The 18,802-nt window shown below is 70.8% G+C and carries 11 protein-coding genes and 1 riboswitch; of the genes, 9 read left to right on the forward strand and 2 right to left on the reverse strand.

Annotation, left to right across the window (positions count from 1 at the left end; all coding sequences use genetic code 11):
• Positions 1-42 precede the first annotated feature (42 nt).
• Both BM287_RS01770 and BM287_RS01775 read left to right on the forward strand, forming a co-directional pair.
• Positions 43-2,154 carry a beta-galactosidase gene (locus tag BM287_RS01770; protein WP_090034858.1) on the forward strand — a complete coding sequence of 704 codons (2,112 nt, stop codon included), beginning with the start codon at positions 43-45 and terminating at the stop codon, positions 2,152-2,154.
• 592 nt (positions 2,155-2,746) lie between these two features.
• Positions 2,747-5,185 carry a LamG-like jellyroll fold domain-containing protein gene (locus BM287_RS01775; protein ID WP_090034855.1) on the forward strand — a complete coding sequence of 813 codons (2,439 nt, stop codon included), beginning with the start codon at positions 2,747-2,749 and terminating at the stop codon, positions 5,183-5,185.
• A 742-nt stretch (positions 5,186-5,927) separates the two neighbouring features.
• Here the strand turns inward: BM287_RS01775 and thiD are convergent.
• Entirely contained in the window at positions 5,928-6,806 is an 879-nt protein-coding gene (gene thiD / locus BM287_RS01780; RefSeq protein WP_090034852.1) for a bifunctional hydroxymethylpyrimidine kinase/phosphomethylpyrimidine kinase, read from the reverse strand.
• A gap of 54 nt (positions 6,807-6,860) precedes the next feature.
• A riboswitch (TPP riboswitch) is annotated at positions 6,861-6,969 on the forward strand.
• On the opposite strand from thiD, the gene thiC reads away from it, so the two are divergent.
• The gene (gene thiC / locus BM287_RS01785; RefSeq protein WP_090034848.1) at positions 6,968-8,701 is read left to right on the forward strand and encodes a phosphomethylpyrimidine synthase ThiC; all 1,734 of its coding nucleotides are present in this window, start codon (positions 6,968-6,970) and stop codon (positions 8,699-8,701) included. Its footprint overlaps the riboswitch before it by 2 nt.
• Here thiC and thiE read toward each other — a convergent pair.
• Entirely contained in the window at positions 8,698-9,339 is a 642-nt protein-coding gene (gene thiE / locus BM287_RS01790; protein WP_090034844.1) for a thiamine phosphate synthase, read from the reverse strand. The genes thiC and thiE overlap by 4 nt on opposite strands.
• Between thiE and thiO the strand changes: the two genes are divergently transcribed.
• From thiO to BM287_RS01820, 6 genes are all read left to right on the forward strand, one after another.
• Positions 9,319-10,578: a glycine oxidase ThiO gene (thiO, locus tag BM287_RS01795; RefSeq protein ID WP_139230590.1), complete on the forward strand. Its 1,260-nt coding sequence runs from the start codon at positions 9,319-9,321 to the stop codon at positions 10,576-10,578. The genes thiE and thiO overlap by 21 nt on opposite strands.
• Complete coding sequence (gene thiS, locus BM287_RS01800) at positions 10,575-10,814, forward strand: sulfur carrier protein ThiS (protein WP_090034837.1); 240 nt, start codon at positions 10,575-10,577, stop codon at positions 10,812-10,814. The genes thiO and thiS overlap by 4 nt, the downstream gene beginning before the upstream one ends.
• A gap of 2 nt (positions 10,815-10,816) precedes the next feature.
• Complete coding sequence (locus tag BM287_RS01805) at positions 10,817-11,680, forward strand: thiazole synthase (RefSeq protein WP_090034834.1); 864 nt, start codon at positions 10,817-10,819, stop codon at positions 11,678-11,680.
• Positions 11,677-12,906, forward strand: a complete 1,230-nt coding sequence (locus BM287_RS01810) for a ThiF family adenylyltransferase (RefSeq protein WP_090034831.1) — start codon at positions 11,677-11,679, stop codon at positions 12,904-12,906. Before BM287_RS01805 ends, BM287_RS01810 begins: the two co-directional genes overlap by 4 nt.
• A 113-nt stretch (positions 12,907-13,019) precedes the next feature.
• Positions 13,020-14,273: an RDD family protein gene (locus tag BM287_RS01815; protein ID WP_170857385.1), complete on the forward strand. Its 1,254-nt coding sequence runs from the start codon at positions 13,020-13,022 to the stop codon at positions 14,271-14,273.
• A complete protein-coding gene (locus BM287_RS01820) occupies positions 14,270-18,781 on the forward strand; it encodes an FtsK/SpoIIIE domain-containing protein (protein ID WP_139230591.1) in 4,512 nt (1,503 codons plus the stop codon). Before BM287_RS01815 ends, BM287_RS01820 begins: the two co-directional genes overlap by 4 nt.
• Positions 18,782-18,802: the final 21 nt, after the last annotated feature.

Below are 18,802 nucleotides of genomic sequence, written 5' to 3' on the forward strand. Positions count from 1 at the left end.
CGGCGCGCCTCCCTTTCCGCTTCATCGACAGAAGGAACATCCATGGCCGAGAGCCGACACGCGTCACGCTGGATCACCTCCCCGACGGGCCGGCCCCGGCTGCTCTTCGGTGCGGACTACAACCCCGACCAGTGGGAACGCGACGTCTGGCTCGAGGATGTCCGGCTGATGCGGAAGGCGAAGGTCACCATCGTCTCCGTCGCGATCTTCTCGTGGTCCCAGCTCCAGCCGTCCGCCGAGGAGTGGACGTTCGAGTGGCTCGACGAGGTGCTCGACCTTCTGCATGAGAACGGCATCTCCGTGGACCTGGCGACGGCGACGGCCTCACCGCCGCCGTGGCTGACCACCCGTCACCCGGAGATCCTTCCCGTCAACGAGCGGGGCGAGGTCCTCGCGCCGGGAGGCCGCCAGCATTGGCGGCCGACCTCCCCGGTCTTCCGGGAGTACGCGCTCGCGCTGGTGACCCGGCTCGCCCAGCGGTACGCCTCCCATCCCGCAGTCGTCGCCTGGCACGTCAACAACGAGATCGGCTGCCACAACGCCTGGGACCATTCGGCGGACGCGACCGCGGCGTTCCGGAACTGGCTCGCCGAACGCTACGGCGACATCCAGAGTCTCAATCAGGCCTGGGGGACCGCCTTCTGGTCGCAGCGCTATTCGAGCTTCGACGAGATCCTCACCCCCCGGCTGGCGGCGGCGCATCCCAATCCGAGCCAGCAGCTCGACTTCAAGCGGTTCTCGTCGGACGCCTTGAGGGCGCATCTCCGGGCGGAGCGCGCTGTCCTGCGGCAGTGGAGCCCGGACATCCCCGTGACCACCAACTTCATGGTCATGGAGGACATCACGGCCATGAACTACGCCGACTGGGCGGCCGACGTCGACTTCGTCTCGAACGACCACTACGTCACGACGAAGCCCACCGCACGCGACGAGCTCTCCTTCTCGGCCAACCTGACCAGCGGCCTGGCCGGAGGGAGCCCGTGGTTCCTGATGGAGCACTCCACGGGCGCCGTGAACTGGCAGCCGGTCAACCTCGCGAAGGCGCGCGGCGCGCTGGCCGCCGACGCCCTCACGCACGTCGCCCACGGCGCGGACGCGGTCTGCTACTTCCAATGGAGGCAGTCCCGCGCGGGTGCCGAGAAGTTCCACTCCGCGATGCTTCCGCACGCGGGAGAGGACACCGAGATCTTCCGGGATGTCGCGCAGCTCGGCGACACCTTGGCCGCGCTGGACAGCGTCGCAGGAACCCACCGGAAGCCCGCCGCCATTGCCATCCTGTTCGACTGGGAGTCGTGGTGGGCGAGCGAGCAGGACTCCCACCACACGAACCGCTTCCGGTACCGGGACGAGGTGCTCGCCTGGCACCGCGCGGTGCTGGACGCCGGGCATCGCGTCGACCTGCTCCCCGCCGCAGGCGCGTTCGCCGACTACCGGGTGGTCGTCACCCCCGCGCTGCACGTGCTGCCCTCCGCCCTCGCGCAGCGTCTGATCGAGTTCGCCACCAACGGCGGCCACCTGCTCGTCACGTTCAACTCCGGCATCGTCGACGAGAACGACCACGTCCGGCTCGGCGGGTACCCCGGGCTGCTGCGGGAGCTGCTCGGGATCCTGGTGCAGGAGATCCACCCGCTGCTCGACGGTCAGCGCACCCTCCTGGACGACGGCGCCCAGGCGACGCTGTGGACCGAGCGGCTCGACGTCACCGACGCCACGGTGGAGGTGCTGGCCCGCTATCGCGACGGTGAGCTGCGAGGACACCCTGCCATCACGCGGCGTGTCACGTCGGCGGGCACCGCGTCGTACGTCTCCGCGGACCTGGACGACCGCAGCAGAGCCGGCCTGATCGAGCGCCTCACCGTCGACGCCGGCATCGAGAGCGAGCTGCCGCGCGAACTCCGCGGGGAGGTCGAGCTGGCCGTGCGCACGGACGGCGTCGCCGAGACGGCGTTCCTGATCAACCGGTCGTCCCATCCGGTGGATGTCAGCGCCTACGGCCTGCCGCACACGGTCGTCGGCTCGGGCGAGGACGAGCGGGGGTCCGTCCTCCCGTTCCCGGGCGTCGCGCTCGTCTCGACGACGGGGACGGCGACGGCGACGGCGCCTCGTGCCCGCGAGACCGTCGAGGACGGTGACCGGCGAGCCGTACCCGCCTAGCTTCACCCCGCAACAGAACACGAGAAGGGAGCGCTACGCGGCGAAGGCGGGCGCATCCACCGCGGATGGTGCCCCGACCGTCTCGTGGACCGCCAGGCGCCGCGAAGTGCTCGTTGTTGCAGTCCCCGACGGCGTGTCGGATGCAACGACGAGCACTTCGCGGAGGGGGAGGGGCCGGATGCGCTCCACGATCGCGTCGAACCGGTTCGATAAACGAACACGTTTTCGACCACGTGGGGAAGTCGAACGTTTCGACGGTTCCCCGATTCCGCACGAAGGAGTCCCGCCGCTCGGAGTGTGCGAGTGCTCCTGGATCCGCCGAATTCCGGCTAGATCAGCCGCGCGAGCGGTGCCCGGCCGGGTTCGGGTCCGCCATGCGTTGCGCGGGCATCGCCGATCGTTGCCCACACGCCCACGAACCCACAGTCGAACCGGTTCGCTCATTTCCTTGACCTGCGTAAATCGCCCTGTTAGCGTGCTTGCCACGGCCATTCGACCGATCCTTCTTCCTGATTCGGTGTTTGCAGCCGTCTTGGAGTCATCGAACCGGTTCGAATACCGTCCATCTCATCGGATCAATGGAGAACAGAAGATGACGTCACGCACGACACCCCGCAGGAGGTGGTCGCCGACCGCCCTGACGGCCACGCTCGCTGCAGTTGCTCTGGGAGCGTCGGGGGCGGCCTTCGCGGCCCCGGCAAGCGCGCTTCCCGGCGCGGCCTCCACCCTGGAAGTCCACGCGGACCAGCCGTTCCGCCCCGTGACCCACGTGGCCACCGGTTCTCTGTACGGCCTCGCGAGCAGCACCGTCCCTTCGGACGATCTCGTGCAGGCGATCAAGCCCAACACGTTCGTTCAGATGGCCCCGGGCGGCCACCAGCTCCCCAACGGCGAGCCGGCCCCCGCCGGCGACGCACTGGTTGTCGCGCCCGAGGCGGCGAAGGCCGGCGCCAAGGTCGTGGTCCGGATGTCGGACTGGTACCCCGACTTCCCCTACAAGTGGGTGAGCTGGAGCGACTGGCTGGGCGCCGTCGACACGCAGGTGAAGGCCGTCCAGGCCTCCGGCGCGAAGAACATCTCTGCCTACGCGCTCTGGAACGAGCCGGACTGGACGTGGGACACCGCGAAGGCCGGCTCCTTCAACGACGGCTGGACGCGCACCTACCGCGAGGTCCGCTCGCTCGACGCCACGACCCCGATCCAGGGACCGAGCTACTCGGACAACATCAGCGGGATGCAGAGCTTCCTCGCCAATGCCGTCGCGACGAACACGGTGCCCGACATCATCGCCTGGCACGAGCTGGAGAGCTCGTCGCACATCCAGGGCGACATCGCGAAGGTCGCCGCGATCGAGAAGAGCCTGGGCATCACCCCGCGGCCGATCGCCATCGAGGAGTACGCGACACCGTCCGAGATCGGCATCCCCGGACCGCTGGTCGGCTACATCGCCAAGTTCGAGCGCTACGGCGTGGACAACGCCGAGCTCGCCTTCTGGAACCACTACGGCACGCTCGGCGACACTCTCACCGACACAGGCGGATCGCCCAACGGCTCGTACTGGCTCTACAAGTGGTACGGCGAGATGAGCGGGAACATGGTGACCACGACCCCGCCGGCCTCCACCGGCCTGGACGGAGCGGCCTCCGTCACCGCCGACAAGACCGAGGTGGATGTCATCGCGGGCGGCGGGAGCGGTGCGAATGCGGTCCGCGTGGACGGGCTGAACTCGCTGAAACTCGGCAACGCCGTCGGCGTCAAGCTCGAGTACACGCCGTCGTACGGGCGGACCACCGCGACGGCCGCACCGATCACCATCTCGAACACGCTCTACCGTGTCGGTTCGGACGGGTCGATCACGGTCCCGGTCGCCATGAACGCTGCATACGGTTATCACCTTGTCATCACCCGGCCGAGCAGCATCACCAACCTCAACGGTCAGTACACGCTCACCAACGGCAACAGCGGCCTGGCACTCGACACCGCGGGCGCGACGGCCGATCAGGCGACGGCCTCCGGCAGCGCGAGCCAGACCTGGAGACTTGTCTCCAGCGGGGCCGGTCTCTACAAGGTCGTGAACGGGGCGAACCACGAGGTGCTCGGGGTGGCGTCCGCATCCGCCGCGAACGGCGCGCAGGTCGTCGTCGGCGCCGACACCGGCGGCGACGACCAGCTCTGGCAGGTCATCCCTGCCGCGAACGGCCGCGTGAAGCTCGCCAACGCGGGCAGCGGACTCGTCCTCGCGGTCTCCTCGATGAGCACGACTCCCGGAGCCTCCGTGGTGCAGTGGACCGACGGCGCGCCGACCTGCGCCGTCGACGGCCCGCGCGCGCCCGGCCGCATCGGCACGGCGCTCGACTTCTGCCACACCGCGTCCTACGTGACGCTCCCTGCGGGCGTCGCCAGCGGGCTGACCGGCGACTACACTGTGTCCGCCTGGGTCGACCCGTCGGCGAACACCGCCTGGTCGCGCGTGTTCGACTTCGGCAACGGCCCCGGCACGAACATGTTCCTGACCGTGAACTCCGGTTCCGGACTGCGCTTCGCCATCACCACGGGAGGCCCGAACGCCGAGCAGAGGATCAACGCGACGAGCGTCCTCCCGGTGGGCCAGTGGTCGCTGGTGACCGTCACCCTGTCCGGGACGACCGGGACCATGTACGTCGACGGGCAGGTGGTCGGTACGAACCCGAATATGACGGTGCACCCGTCCGCGCTCGGAGCGACGCCCAACGACTGGATCGGCAAGTCCCAGTACAACGACCCGGCGCTCGACGCGAAGGTGGACGACTTCAACGTCTACTCGCGAGCGCTGACCGCATCGGATGTCGCATCCCTCGCCTCGGGTGCCGTCGGCAGCGGTGACGTCGTGCACTACGCCTTCGACGAGGCCGGCGGCACGACGGTCGTCGACTCCTCCGGCCACGGCCTCAACGGCACCCTGGTGGTCGGGACGGCGAGCGGCACCTCCACGACCGCGTCGGAGGAGGCGACGGCGGACCACTTCTGGACGCTCACGCCCGTCGCAGACTGACGCGAGACGACCGAGGAGGGGAGGGCGGGCGGCCGTCCTCCCCTCCGCGACCAGCCGAGGTGCTCGTTGTTGCAGGCCGCCACGGCGTGTCGGGTGCAACTACGAGCACTTCGGCGGAATCGGCCGCGCCCGCTCCCGTCGAGTGTGCCCGCTCCCGCCGGGGTGCACTCCAGCTCCCGGCGAGGTGCTCGTTGTTGCAGTCCTCGACGGCGTGTCGGGTGCAACTTCGAGCACTTCGGCAGAAAGAGCGCGGGGGAGGCCGCGTGGAGGGAGGGCGCGCCTGCCCCGTCCAAGCGGCGCACCCGGGCCCGGCGAGGTGCTCGTTGTTGCACCCGGGCCCGGCGAGGTGCTCGTTGTTGCACCCGGACCCGGCGAGGTGCTCGTTGTTGCAGGCCGCCACGGCGTGTCGGGTGCAACTACGAGCACTTCGGCGGCGGGCAGCTCGCCCACGCAGGCCGAGGTCGACGCAGCGGCAGCGGACCTGGTCGCCGGCGCCGAGCCGGCGCCGAGGCGCCGATCGTCCTGAAGGATCCCCACGAGTCCCGTTGGTATCTCTCCTGGATCGGTACAGCACGAGCCCTCACGGCTACTTCGCCCTCGAAACCACCGATCCGGGCAGCGGCGAGTGGAGTCCGGTCCCCGCCGACCGCGTGCGGATCGCGCCCGGGACCAAGCACGCCACGATCCTCCGCCTCCACCGCGACGAATGGCTCCGCCCCTTCGCCGAGGAGGTCGCGTTACCTCACGCCACGGGATCCGGCTCGGCAGCCGCCGACCCTTCCCTCTCCGGCCACAGGTGGTGGAAGTGGTCGAGCGGGCCCGGGCCACGACCGACGTCCAGGCGATCGGCCGATGCGAGTGCGCCGGTCAGCCACGTCTTCGTCACCCGGAGAGCGTCCAGCCAGTCTCCCGACCGTGCGCGATTCGTGGCCAGCCCGGCCGACAGTGAACAGCCCGTGCCATGGGTGTTCGCCGTCGCAACTCGTGGCGCCATCAGCGAAGAGACGGCCCGGCCGATGCCGAGGGTGTCCCGTGGATCGATCACGGCGTCGGGGGAGGTCGCACCGCCGAGATGCCCACCGGTGACGAGCACGGCCACCTCGTAGGCTGCGGAGAGCCGCTGGGCCTGCGCGATCGCCGCGTCCCAGGACGACGCAGGCGGTTCGTCCGCGAGCGCTGCGAGCTCGTCGAGGTTGGGTGTGACCACGCTGCACAGCGGCAGGAGGTCGCGGAGCGCCTCCAGCAGGTCGCCGCGTCCCAGCGCGTTGCCCGTGCTGGCCTTCAGGACAGGGTCGAGAACCACGATCGGCGGGGTGGTCTCGGCGAGCCATGCCCCGAGGACCGCGGCGTTCTCGGCGGTGCCGAGCATCCCGATCTTCACGGCATCGATCGTGACATCGTCGCTGACGGCGTCGAGCTGTGCGGCGAGGAAGGCGGGCGGAGGGGTGTGGATGGCGCGGACCTCGGTGGTGTTCTGCGCGACGAGGGCGGTGACGACGGCCATGCCGTACCCGCCGTTGGCGGCGATGCTCTTGAGGTCGGCGTGGATGCCCGCACCGCCGGTCGGATCCGTGCCGGCGATGCTGAGCACGCGCGGGATGCTGTGCTCGCGGGGGCTCATGGCGCGACCCTAGCAGGTCGGTTCGACGCCCCTCCGGATCGTGCGCTATGGTCGGTGCATCCACACGGGAGCCCTCGCAAGGGCTGAGATCGGGCTGACGCGGCCTACGACCGTTCGAACCTGTCCGGGTAATGCCGGCGAAGGAAGTAGGAGTCTCCTCGATGGATTCTGTCGTGACCGCACGCGCTCTGGCCTTTCTGCACGATACGGAGCACGACCTCCACGTGCCCGTCGATCGGATCGGTCTGGACCCCTCGCCGGACGGCACGGCCAACCCGCCCCTGACGGTGTACCGGACGGAGGGACCGGGCAGCGACCCGGTAATCGGTCTGCCGCCGCTCCGCGAGAAGTGGATCGCCGACCGCGCCGACACGGAGGTGTACCCGGGCCGGGAGCGCACCCTGCTGGACGACGGCCGTTCGGCGATCCGCCGGGGCGAGGCGTCGGCGGAGTGGCGCGGCGCCAAGCCGCCGGTGCGCCGTGCGCTCCCCGGCCGCACGATCACGCAGATGCGCTACGCCCGTGACGGAGTGATTACTCCTGAGATGCGGTTCGTGGCGCTGCGGGAGGGCTGCGACGTCGAACTGGTGCGTTCGCAGGTCGCGGCCGGCCGGGCGATCATCCCGAACAACGTGAACCACCCGGAGTCGGAGCCGATGATCATCGGCAGGGCTTTCCTGGTGAAGATCAACGCCAACATCGGCAACTCCGCAGTGACGAGCTCGATCTCCGAGGAGGTCTCCAAGCTGCAGTGGGCGACCACCTGGGGCGCGGACACAGTGATGGACCTCTCCACCGGCGATGACATCCACACGACCCGCGAGTGGATCATCCGCAACTCGCCTGTCCCGATCGGCACCGTCCCGATCTACCAGGCGCTGGAGAAGGTGAACGGGGATGCGTCCGCGCTCACCTGGGAGGTGTACCGGGACACCGTCATCGAGCAGTGCGAGCAGGGCGTCGACTACATGACCGTCCACGCCGGCGTGCTGCTGCGGTACGTGCCGTTGACAGCGGAGCGAGTGACCGGGATCGTCTCGCGCGGCGGCTCGATCATGGCCGGGTGGTGCCTGGCGCACCACCAGGAGAACTTCCTCTACACGCACTTCGACGAGCTCTGCGAGATCTTCGCGCAGTACGACGTCGCGTTCTCCCTCGGCGACGGGCTGCGGCCGGGGTCCATCGCCGACGCGAACGACGCCGCCCAGTTCGCTGAGCTGGACACCCTCGCCGAGCTGACCAAGCGTGCCTGGACGTACGACGTGCAGGTCATGGTCGAGGGCCCCGGCCACGTCCCGTTCCACCTGGTCCGGGAGAACGTCGAGCGGCAGCAGGAGCTCTGCGACGGCGCCCCGTTCTACACGCTCGGCCCGCTGGTGACGGACATCGCTCCCGGCTACGACCACATCACCTCGGCGATCGGTGCGACGGAGATCGCCCGCTACGGCACGGCGATGCTTTGCTACGTGACGCCGAAGGAGCACCTGGGCCTGCCGGATCGGGACGATGTGAAGACCGGGGTCATCACGTACAAGATCGCCGCCCACGCGGCCGACGTCGCCAAGGGCCACCCGGGCGCGCAGGCGCGAGACGACGCGCTCTCGAAGGCCCGGTTCGAGTTCCGCTGGCGCGACCAGTTCGCCCTGTCGCTGGACCCGGTCACCGCGCAGGAGTTCCACGACGAGACCCTGCCGGCCGAACCGGCGAAGACGGCACACTTCTGCTCGATGTGCGGGCCGAAGTTCTGCTCGATGCGCATCTCGCAGGACATCCGCGACCAGTTCGGCGGTGTCACCGAGCAGCAGCGGGTCGCCGGGATGGCCGCCAAGTCGGCCGAGTTCGCCGAGTCCGGCGGGAAGGTCTACCTCCCCGCGCCCACCACCGGCCGCCCTTAGCCGTGGTGCGCGAGGACCGGGAGCGCCGCGCGCAACCGCCCGGCGCTTCCGGCGGGATCGTCCGACTCGGTGATCGCCCGTACGACGACTACGCGCTCGGCGCCGGCCGCCACGACCTCTCCGATGGTGTTCTCGTCGACGCCGCCGATCGCGAACCACGGCCGCGTGGCGCCGCTGGCCGCCGCGTAGCCGACGAGGCCCGGGCCGACACCGGCGCGGCCGGGCTTCGTCGGAGTGGGCCAGACCGGGCCGACGCAGAAGTAGTCCAGCCCGTCGGCGGAGGCCGCGGCGTCGATCTGCTCGGCGCTGTGGGAGGAGAGCCCGATCGCCGTCGTCGCCCCGACGACCGTCCGGGCGACCGGTGCCGGCAGATCCTTCTGCCCGAGGTGCAGCACAGGGGCCCCGGAGACGCGGGCGATGTCGGCGCGGTCATTGACCGCCCAGAGCTTCCCGTGCCGGGCGGCGACGTCGGCGAGGAGCGAGAGGACCTCGAGCTCTTCACCGCCTTCGAGGGTCTTGTCGCGCAGCTGGATGATGTCGACTCCACCCGAGAAGGCCGCGTCGACGAAGTCGGCGAAGTCGCCCTGACGGGTTCGGGCATCGGTGCAGAGATAGAGTTGCGCGGCGGCGAGGGACATGAGGCCAGGGTAGCCGTGGCCGGCGCTGTGCCCGGGTCCGAGGCCGTGGACGTCGTGGTCGTCGGCGGCGGGATCATCGGACTGGCCATCGCCTGGACCGTCGCCCGAGCCGGCCCGTCGGTGCGCGTGTTCGATCCGGCCCCGGCCCGTGGCGCCACCTTCGCCGCAGCCGGGATGCTTGCGCCGGTGAGCGAGTACCACTACCAGGAGGACGCCCTCCTGGAGCTCATGGTCGCGTCAGCGGAACGGTACCCCGCCTTCGTCGAGGCGCTCGCACCGGGCCGCATCGCCGCGGGGTACCTGCCGACCGAGACCCTCTTGGTCGGAGTCGACCAGGGGGACCGGCGGGCGCTGGCGGACCTCCACGCGGCGCATCGCGCCCGGAGGCTCGTGGCCGACCCGATCTCCCTCGCCGGCCTCCGGACGCTCGAGCCCTGCCTTGGCCCCCGGGTGACGTCCGGGTACCGCGTCTGCGGCGACCATCAGGTCGATCCCCGCCTGCTGGCGAAGCGGTTACTGGCGGGACTGGAGAGCGCACCGGCCGCCGGCATCGTGCCCGAGCGCGTCGTGACCCTGCTGCACAGCGATCCGGCGGACTCCGGTTCGCGGGTGGTCGGCGTCCGCGGGGAACGCGGGACGACCGTGACAGCGGCGGAGGTCGTCCTCGCGAACGGCCTCGGCGCGAGTGGTGTCGGCGCCCTGCCCCGCGGGCTGCTGCTGCCGCTGCGCCCGGTGTTCGGCGACATCCTGCGGCTGCGCGTGCCCGACCGCCTCCGGCCGCTGCTCACCGCGACGGTTCGCGCGTTCGTCCGCGGCGAGAGCGTCTACCTCGTCCCGCGGGCCGACGGCACCCTCGTCATCGGCGCGACCCAGCGCGAGGACGGTCTCGCCGGCGTGTCCGCGGCCGGCGTCCATCGGCTGTTGCGGGACGCCCAGGAGGTCCTCCCGGCCGTCGCCGAGCTGGAGTTTCTGGAGGCGACGGCACGCGCGCGCCCGGCGACGCCCGACAATGCTCCCCTTCTCGGCCGCGTGCGAATCGGCGACGGAGACCTGCCGGGCCTGATCGTGGCGACCGGCTTCTTCCGGCACGGCGTGCTGCTCGCGCCCATCGCTGCGGAGATCTGCCTGGGTCTCATCGAGAGGCTGCCGGACGACGAGCGCTGGAAGGGGTTCCGCCCCGACCGGTTCGCACCACAGGACGCCGCGCTCGCCGCGGCGGAGAGGAACACCATCCGATGATCACGATCACCGTCAATGGACAGAGCCGGAGCGAGGAGGCCGCGTTCTCGGTCGCCGACCTCGTCGCCGACCTCACCGGGATCCGGGTCGACGCGGCCGGCGCCATCCCGGACGGAGGAGCCCTCGGCACGGCAGTCGCCGTCAATTCCGTCGTCGTACCCCGCGCCGGCTGGACCGCGGAGGAACTCGCGGACGGCGACATCGTCGAGATCGTCAGCGCAACCCAGGGAGGTTGACCATGCGCACCGACGCACCGAGCGCGCCCGACGCACCGGACGCACCGAGCGCGCTGGACGCGCTGGACGCGCTGGACGCGCCCGCCGGGACGACCGCCGCCGACCCGCTGACCATCGACGGCGTCGAGCTCACCTCCCGCCTGATCATGGGGACGGGAGGCGCCCCGAGCCTGACCAGGCTCAGCGCCGCCCTGGCCGCCTCCGGGACGGAGCTCACGACTGTCGCCATGCGCCGCCACGATCCGTCGTCGGAGGGATCGCTGTTCCGGCTGATCGCCGACGCGGGCATCCGCCTCCTGCCCAACACGGCCGGCTGCCTGACCGCCCGGGAGGCCGTGCTCACCGCCGAGCTGGCGCGCGACGCGCTCGGAACGAACTGGATCAAGCTCGAGGTGATCGCCGACGAGGACACCCTCCTCCCGGACGGCGCCGAGCTCGCGGTCGCGACCGAGCAGCTCGTGTCGCGCGGGTTCGTCGTCTTCGCCTACACCAACGACGATCCGGCGCTCGCCCGCCGGCTCGAGGACCTCGGCGCCGCGGCCGTCATGCCGCTCGGCGCGCCGATCGGCACGGGACTCGGCATCCTCAACCCGCACAACATCGCCCTGATCGTCGGGCGGGCGGGCGTGCCGGTCGTCCTGGACGCCGGGATCGGCACCGCCTCCGACGCGGCGCTCGCCATGGAGCTGGGCTGCGACGCCGTCCTGCTCGCCACCGCCGTCACCCGCGCCCAGGATCCCGTGGGCATGGCCGCGGCCTTCCGGCACGCCGTGATCGCGGGACGCCTCGCCGCGCGCTCGGGCCGCATCCCCCGGCGGACCGTCTCGCTCGCGTCGTCGCCGATGGACGGGCGGCCCGACCTGTGAGCGCGACGCACGCGAACGCGGCTGCGGGCCCGCTGGTCGACGCGGCCGGCTCCCTCGATCCCGCAGAGGCGGACCGCTACTCGCGTCACCTGCTGCTCCCGGGGTTCGGGGGCGACGCGCAACGGCGGCTGAAGAACGCCCGGGTGCTCGTGGTCGGCGCCGGCGGCCTCGGATCTCCGGTACTCCTCTATCTGGCCGCCGCCGGCGTCGGAACCCTCGGCATCGTCGACGACGACCACGTGGAGACGAGCAACCTCCAGCGGCAGGTCATCCACGGCACCGGCGACGTCGGCCGGCTCAAGGTCGACTCGGCACGCGAGACGATCGAGTCGGTCAATCCTCTCGTGCGCGTGGAGACGCATCCCTACCGTTTGGTGGCCGAGAACGCCGTCGAGCTGATCGAGCGCTACGACCTCGTGGTGGACGGCGCCGACAACTTCGCCACCCGCTACCTCGTCTCCGACGCGGCCGAGCTCGCCGGGAAGCCCTGCGTCTGGGGTTCCATCCTGCAGTTCGGTGCGCAGGTCAGCGTCTTCTGGGCGGAGCACGGCCCGACCTACCGCAACCTCTACCCGGACTCGCCGCCGCCGGAGTCGTCGCCGTCGTGCGGCGAGGCCGGCGTGCTCGGGATGCTCTGCGGCGCGGCCGGATCGGTCATGGCCGCCGAGGCGGTCAAACTCATCACCGGTACGGGCAGGTCGCTGCTCGGCCGGCTGGCGCTCTTCGACATCGGGGAGGCCACCTGGCGCGAGTTGGCGATCCCTGCCCCCGCGGTCCGCCGGCGGCCGGTGCGGAACCTCGCGCAGCCCGCGGAGAGCTGTGCGTCCGCGATCGCCGACGCAGAGGTCGGTGTCGACGTCGAGGCCTCGAGGACGATCACCGTCGAGGAGCTCCGCGCGATTCTCGCGCCGGCAGGCCTTGAGTCATCGCGGCCTCCCGAGCTCATCGACGTCCGCGAGCAGGAGGAGTACGCCGCCGTGCACCTGCCGGGATCCCGGTCGTGGCCGCTCAGCATCCTCCGCAGCCGGGGTGTGCCGGGCGGGCTGCATCGTGAGACGGACATCGTGCTTCTCTGCAAGGCCGGACCACGGGCCGAGCTCGCCGCTGAGATCGTCCGCGGCGCCGGCTTCGGGAGCACCCGAGTGCTCGTCGGCGGCATCGATGAGTGGCTTCGGAGTGCCGGCGGCGCGGCAGCAGCCGGGACGCAGGTCGCCGGCAATCGGTAGGGTGGCTTCTCGACGGGCATGGTGAGGCCTCCCCATCGACAGGGGATGCTCGGGCCGGTTGTCTGGGGGGAGCCTCGGCGCGCGATCGAGGACGAGATCGGAGGGGAGACCGAGTGAGCAGTGGGCCCGCTGCGACGGGGCTGACGGAGCCGGGCAGCGACGTCGGCGCGCATCCGGACTTCGAGTACGCGCTCGCGCTCGGCCTGCGCCCCGCCCCGGTCGGCAGGCGCGCTCTCGCGTTCGGGGTCGAGGCCGCGATCGTCGCGGTCGTGGCGGCGCCGGGAGTCATCGGCATGAGCCAGCTGGTGGCGGCCGGTGCGAGCGGGACGGCCGGTTCGCTCGTCCCGCTGATCCTGCTGCTGTCGAGCCTCTTCGCCGGCTATTCCTTCGTTCTGACCCAGGTCGCGCTCCACGGGCTGAAGGGCGTCACCGTGGGGAAGGCGATCTTCGGCATCCGGTCGGTGCGGGCCGCGACCCTCGGCAAGCCGGGATTCTGGCGCATGCTCTGGCGGGCGCTGATCCTTCAGGTGAGCCTGTGGTTCCCGCCCCTCGCCGTCGTCGTGCTCCTCTCGCCGCTGTGGGATCCCGGGAGGCGAGGACGCGGCTGGCTCGATCGTGCGGGCGGCAACTGGCTGATCGACGTCGCGCAGGGCCTCGATCCGTACGATGCCAAGGCTCTCCGGCTCGCGAAACGGACACTGGAACCGGCTGCCGGACCGGCGCCGACGGGCCTCCCTTCGCTGGCGACGGTGTTCACCGGTTCCGCCATCGAGCCGATTCCTTTCGTTCCGGCGAAGCGGCTCGAGTCCGCGATCGTCGGCGTGGTGCAGCAACCGCTCCCGGCGTCGCCGGCGCAACCCGCGCCGCAGGCGCACCCGCAGGCGCAGGCGCACCCGCAGGCGCAGGCGCACGCGCAGGCGCACCCGCAGGCGCAGGCGCACCCGCTCCCACGGGTGCAGCCCCTCCCGACCGTGCAGCCCCTCCCCGGAGCGCACCCGGCACCGGCGGCGCGCGGCCCCCTGACCGAGGCTCTCCTCCTCTTCGATGACGGCACCCGTATCCACGTGTCCGGGAGCGGGCTGATCGGCCGCAACCCGGAACCGCGCGCGCAGGAGGCGGTCGGGATGCTGGTTCCCATCGCCGACGACAGCTGGTCGGTCTCCAAGACCCACGCCGCCTTCGGCTTCGACGACCGGGGATTCTGGATCGTCGACCGCGCCTCCCGCAACGGGACGTCGCTGCGTGTCGGCGAGGAGTTCGTGCGCGTCCCCACGCACTCGCCGACGCCTGTCGGCGAGGGGCAGACGGTGATGCTCGGCGAGCGCTCGTTCGTCGTACTCGGGAGTGAACGGGAAGCGGACGAATGAGGGTCAAGCTCGGTCTCCGTCGTGCTCACGCCGACGACGTCGACATCGTGGTCACCGCCGATGCGACCGCGACAGTGGGAGACGTCGCGTGGGCGATCGTCGACTCCGATCCCACCCTCCGGGCCTCGCCGGATCCGGCCGATCGGCTCACGCTGATGGTCTCCCCGCCCGAGTCGGACGCCTTCGTCGAACTCGTGCCCGAGACGCCGATCGGTGAGGCGGCGATCGGATCCGGCTTCAACGCGGTCGTCGTCCGGTGCGGCACGGAGGCGCCCTCAGGGGGTTCGCCGCAGCGCGGCGCCGCAGCGGCGACGGTGCGGGTGATGACGGGTCCGGCGCGCGGAGCGGAGTTCCTGCTCCCCGCCGGGAACAGCACGATCGGGCGCGTGGCCGGAAACGACGTGGTGCTCGAGGATCCACTGGTATCCAAGCGTCATGCCCGGGTGGAGGTCGGCCCCGGCGGCGTGGACGTGATCGATCTGAACTCGGCGAACGGCATCCTCGTCGACGGCGGGCTCGTCTCGCGGGTTCGCCTGAGCAGCGGGCAGAGCGTGATCCTGGGCGACTCGGAGATCCGGTTCACCGCAGAAGCTCCGGCCGCAGCCGAGGCGACCCCGCAGGTGCTCGAGCGCGGCGGGGTTCTGCGATTCAACCGGTCACCGAGGGTGGAGGGCCGTTACCCCGGTCAGAAGTACCCCTCGCCCGAGATCCCCGGGGAGTCGGAGCCTCAGGTCTTCCCGTGGGTGATGATGGTCGCCCCCGCGGTGATGGGTGCGGTGATGTTCGCCGTCACGCGCAACCCTCTCTCGCTGGCGTTCATCGCGCTCGCACCGATGATGATGCTCGGCAGCTACGTCGCCCAGTCGAGCGGTGTCAAACGCAAGCTCAAGATCTCCACCGAGAAGTTCGAACTGCAGCTGGAGGACCTCGAGGCCCGCGTCCTGGCGGAGGTCCCACGCGAGCAGGAGGCCCGCCGCCGCGAGAGCCCCTCGGTGGCCGAGATCTATGCCGACGCCCTGCAGCTCGGTCCGATGCTCTGGACGCGGCGGCCGGAGCACTGGAACTTCCTCGACGTGCGACTGGGCCTCGGCACGATGCCGAGCCGCAACACCGTCACGTCGAACGACTTCGGCACGGGGCTGCCGGCGTACACGCGCGCCGTCGAAGAGCTGAAGGCGCGCGCCGAGCTCGTGTCGGACGTGCCGCTGGTCGAGAACCTGCACCTCGCGGGTGCGCTCGGTGTGTGCGGACCGGGCACCAGCGTGGCGGATACCGTGCGCGCCCTGATCGTGCAGTACGCCGGCCTGCACTCGCCCGCAGAGCTGACGATCGCCGCGATCCTCGGTGCGCGCTCGACCGCCGAGTTCGAGTGGCTCAAGTGGCTGCCGCACACGTCGTCGCCGCAGAGCTCGCTCGCCGGTGTGCACCTCGCGGACAGCACCTCCACCGCCACCTCGATCCTGAACGCCCTCGAGGAGCTGATCGAGACCCGGATCGACGTCAAGCGCAGAGCGGACAGCGCACGCGGCGCCCACGACGAAGGGGCGGCCGCGGTGCACCGCGGCGCCGCTGTCGGGTCGGGGAACACCACCGGTTCGATCAATCCGCTCGTCGCCTCCCTCGTCGTCGTGATCGACAACGAGGCGCCCGTCGACCGGGCACGGCTCGCCCAGGTTCTCGAGTACGCGGCGGACGCGAACGTCTATCCGATCTGGATGGCGCACACTGTTGAGGCGCTGCCCGCGGCGTGCCGGACCTTCGTCGATGTCTCCGCGGGCCTGGACGTGGCCTCGGTCGGGTTCGTCCGGCTCGGGATGACCGTGCCCGAGGTCCGCGTCGAGGGCGTGTCGGCCGAATACGCACGCATCCTGGCTCGACGGCTGGCTCCCGTGGTGGACGCGAGCGCGGTGGTCGCCGACTCGAGCGATCTGCCGAGGAGCGTGTCGATGCTCACCCTCGTCGACGCCGACCTCGCCGCGGATCCTCATGCCGCGGTCGAGCGCTGGACCCAGAACAACTCCATCCACGACCGCAGCGGTGCGCCGGCGGTCGCGCGGAAACGCGCGGGAACGCTGCGCGCGATCGTCGGGCAGGGGTCGCCGGACGCCATGCATCTCGACCTCCGGACGCAGGGGCCGCACGCGCTGGTCGGCGGCACGACCGGCTCGGGCAAGTCGGAGTTCCTGCAGGCGTGGGTGCTCGGGATGGCGGCCGAATACAGCCCGGACCGGGTCACCTTCCTGTTCGTGGACTACAAGGGCGGCTCGGCCTTCGCCGAGTGCGTGCGCCTCCCGCACTGCGTCGGACTGGTCACCGACCTCAGCCCGCACCTGGTGCGGCGTGCGCTGACGAGCCTGCGGGCGGAGCTGCGCCATCGCGAGCACCTGCTCAACCGCAAGAAGGCGAAAGACCTGATCGAGCTGGAGAAGCGGGGGGACCCGGAGTGCCCGCCTGCGCTCATCCTGGTGATCGACGAGTTCGCCGCGCTCGTCGGAGAGGTGCCGGAGTTCGTGGACGGGGTGGTCGACATCGCTCAACGCGGTCGCTCCCTCGGCATCCACCTGATCATGGCGACGCAGCGGCCCGCCGGTGTGATCAAAGACAATCTGCGCGCGAACACGAACCTGCGCGTTGCACTGCGGGTGGCCGACGAGAACGACAGCGTGGATGTGGTCGGCGACCCGGTGGCCGCGTCGTTCGATCCCTCCATCCCGGGTCGCGGCATCGCGAAGACGGGGCCCGGGCGGCTCATCCCGTTCCAGTCGGGCTACGCCGGCGGCTGGACGAGCGGCGAGCCGGACCCGGCCGTCGTGAAGATCTCCGAGTTGCGGTTCGGCGCCGAGGTGCAGTGGGAACCGGAGCAGATCGCCGATCCGAACCTGCAGGTGACGGACCTGGGACCCAACGATCAGGTCCGCCTGGTCGAGAACCTGATCGCCGCCGCCGGCACGGCCGAGGTCCCCGCGCCTCGGCGGCCGTGGCTCGACGAGCTGCCGGCGATCGTCGATCTGCTCGCTCTCCCGCAGTCGACGGACACCGAACTGATGATGGCCATGATCGACCGGCCGGAGCAGCAGTTGCAGACACCGGCGTCCTTCTTCCCCGACCGCGACGGCCACATGGCGGTGTTCGGCACCTCCGGCGCGGGGAAGAGCGTTGTGCTGCGCACGCTCGGCGTCGCCGCAGGGCTCACCCCCGCCGGCGGCCCGGTCCACGTCTACGGGCTGGACTTCGGAACCGGCACGCTCCGGATGCTCGAGGCGCTCCCGCACGTCGGCTCGGTGGTCAGCGGAGACGACCACGAGCGGGTGACCCGGCTGCTGCGCACGGTGAAGGACATGCTCGATGCGCGGTCCCGGCGCTACAGCGAGGTGAACGCCGGCGACATCGTCGAGTACCGGCGGCTGGCGGGGCGGCCGGACGAACCCCGGGTGCTGCTGCTCCTCGACGGGTTCCCGGCCTTCAAGGACGAATACGACACGGGTCTCGGGCGGTCCACCTACTACAACATGTTCCTCCAGCTGCTGACCGAGGGCCGGCCCCTCGGCATGCATGTCGTCTTCACCGCCGATCGCGCCACCGCGGTGCCGACCGCTGTCTCCTCGAACATCCAGCGCCGGGTCGTGCTGCGCTTGGCCGACGAGAACTCGTACTTCATGTTCGATGTGCCCAAAGACATCCTGGATGCGGGCTCCCCTCCCGGACGGGCGATCGTCGACGGCTACGAAGCGCAGATCGCGGTCGCCGGAGGTTCCCCGAACGTGGCGGAGCAGTCCAAGGCGGTCGAGCGCGTCGCCGCGCAGCTCGCGGCCTTCGGACGTGCGCCGGCGCCGAAGGTCGGACAGCTCCCGCGCGAGCTCCGGTTCGCCGAGCTGCCGGCCGCGGTCGCCGACCGGCCGGTGCTGGGTGTCCAGGATGCGACTCTCCAGCCCACGGGTTTCGAGCCGTACGGTTCGTTCCTCGTCGCGGGGCCGCCGTCGAGTGGCAAGTCGAACGCGCTCGTCGCCCTGGCGCAGTCCACTCAGCGGTGGCGACCGGACGCCCGGCTCTTCTTCATGGGCACGAAACGGTCGCCGATCAAGGACGCGCTTCCGTGGCTGGAGAGCGCGACGAACCCGGATTCCGCGGCCGAACTGGCCGGCGAGCTCGCGAAGCTCGTCGTGGACGAGGAGGTCACCAACCACTTGGTGATCGTCATCGACAATGTCGCCGACTTCCAGGGCGGCGTCGCGGACGCGCCCATGACCGAGCTGGTGAAGCTCGTCAACCGCAGCGACCATCTGCTGCTCACCGACGGAGACGTCTCGACCCTCTCTGCGGGCTGGGGGCTGATCGGCGAGGTGAAGGCCGCTCGCCGCGGCATCGTCCTCATGCCGGACACCTTCGACGGCGATGCCGTCTTCAAGGTGCCGTTCCCGAGGATCGCGCGCAACGAATCGCCTGTCGGGCGTGGGTTCTACGTGAACGGCGCCCAGGTTCAGAAGGTGCAGGTGCCGCTGGCGGAGTGACCGCCTCAGCCGCGCCCGCGT

Source organism: Leifsonia sp. CL147, from assembly GCF_900114565.1.
Classification (GTDB): Bacteria; Actinomycetota; Actinomycetes; order Actinomycetales; family Microbacteriaceae; genus Leifsonia.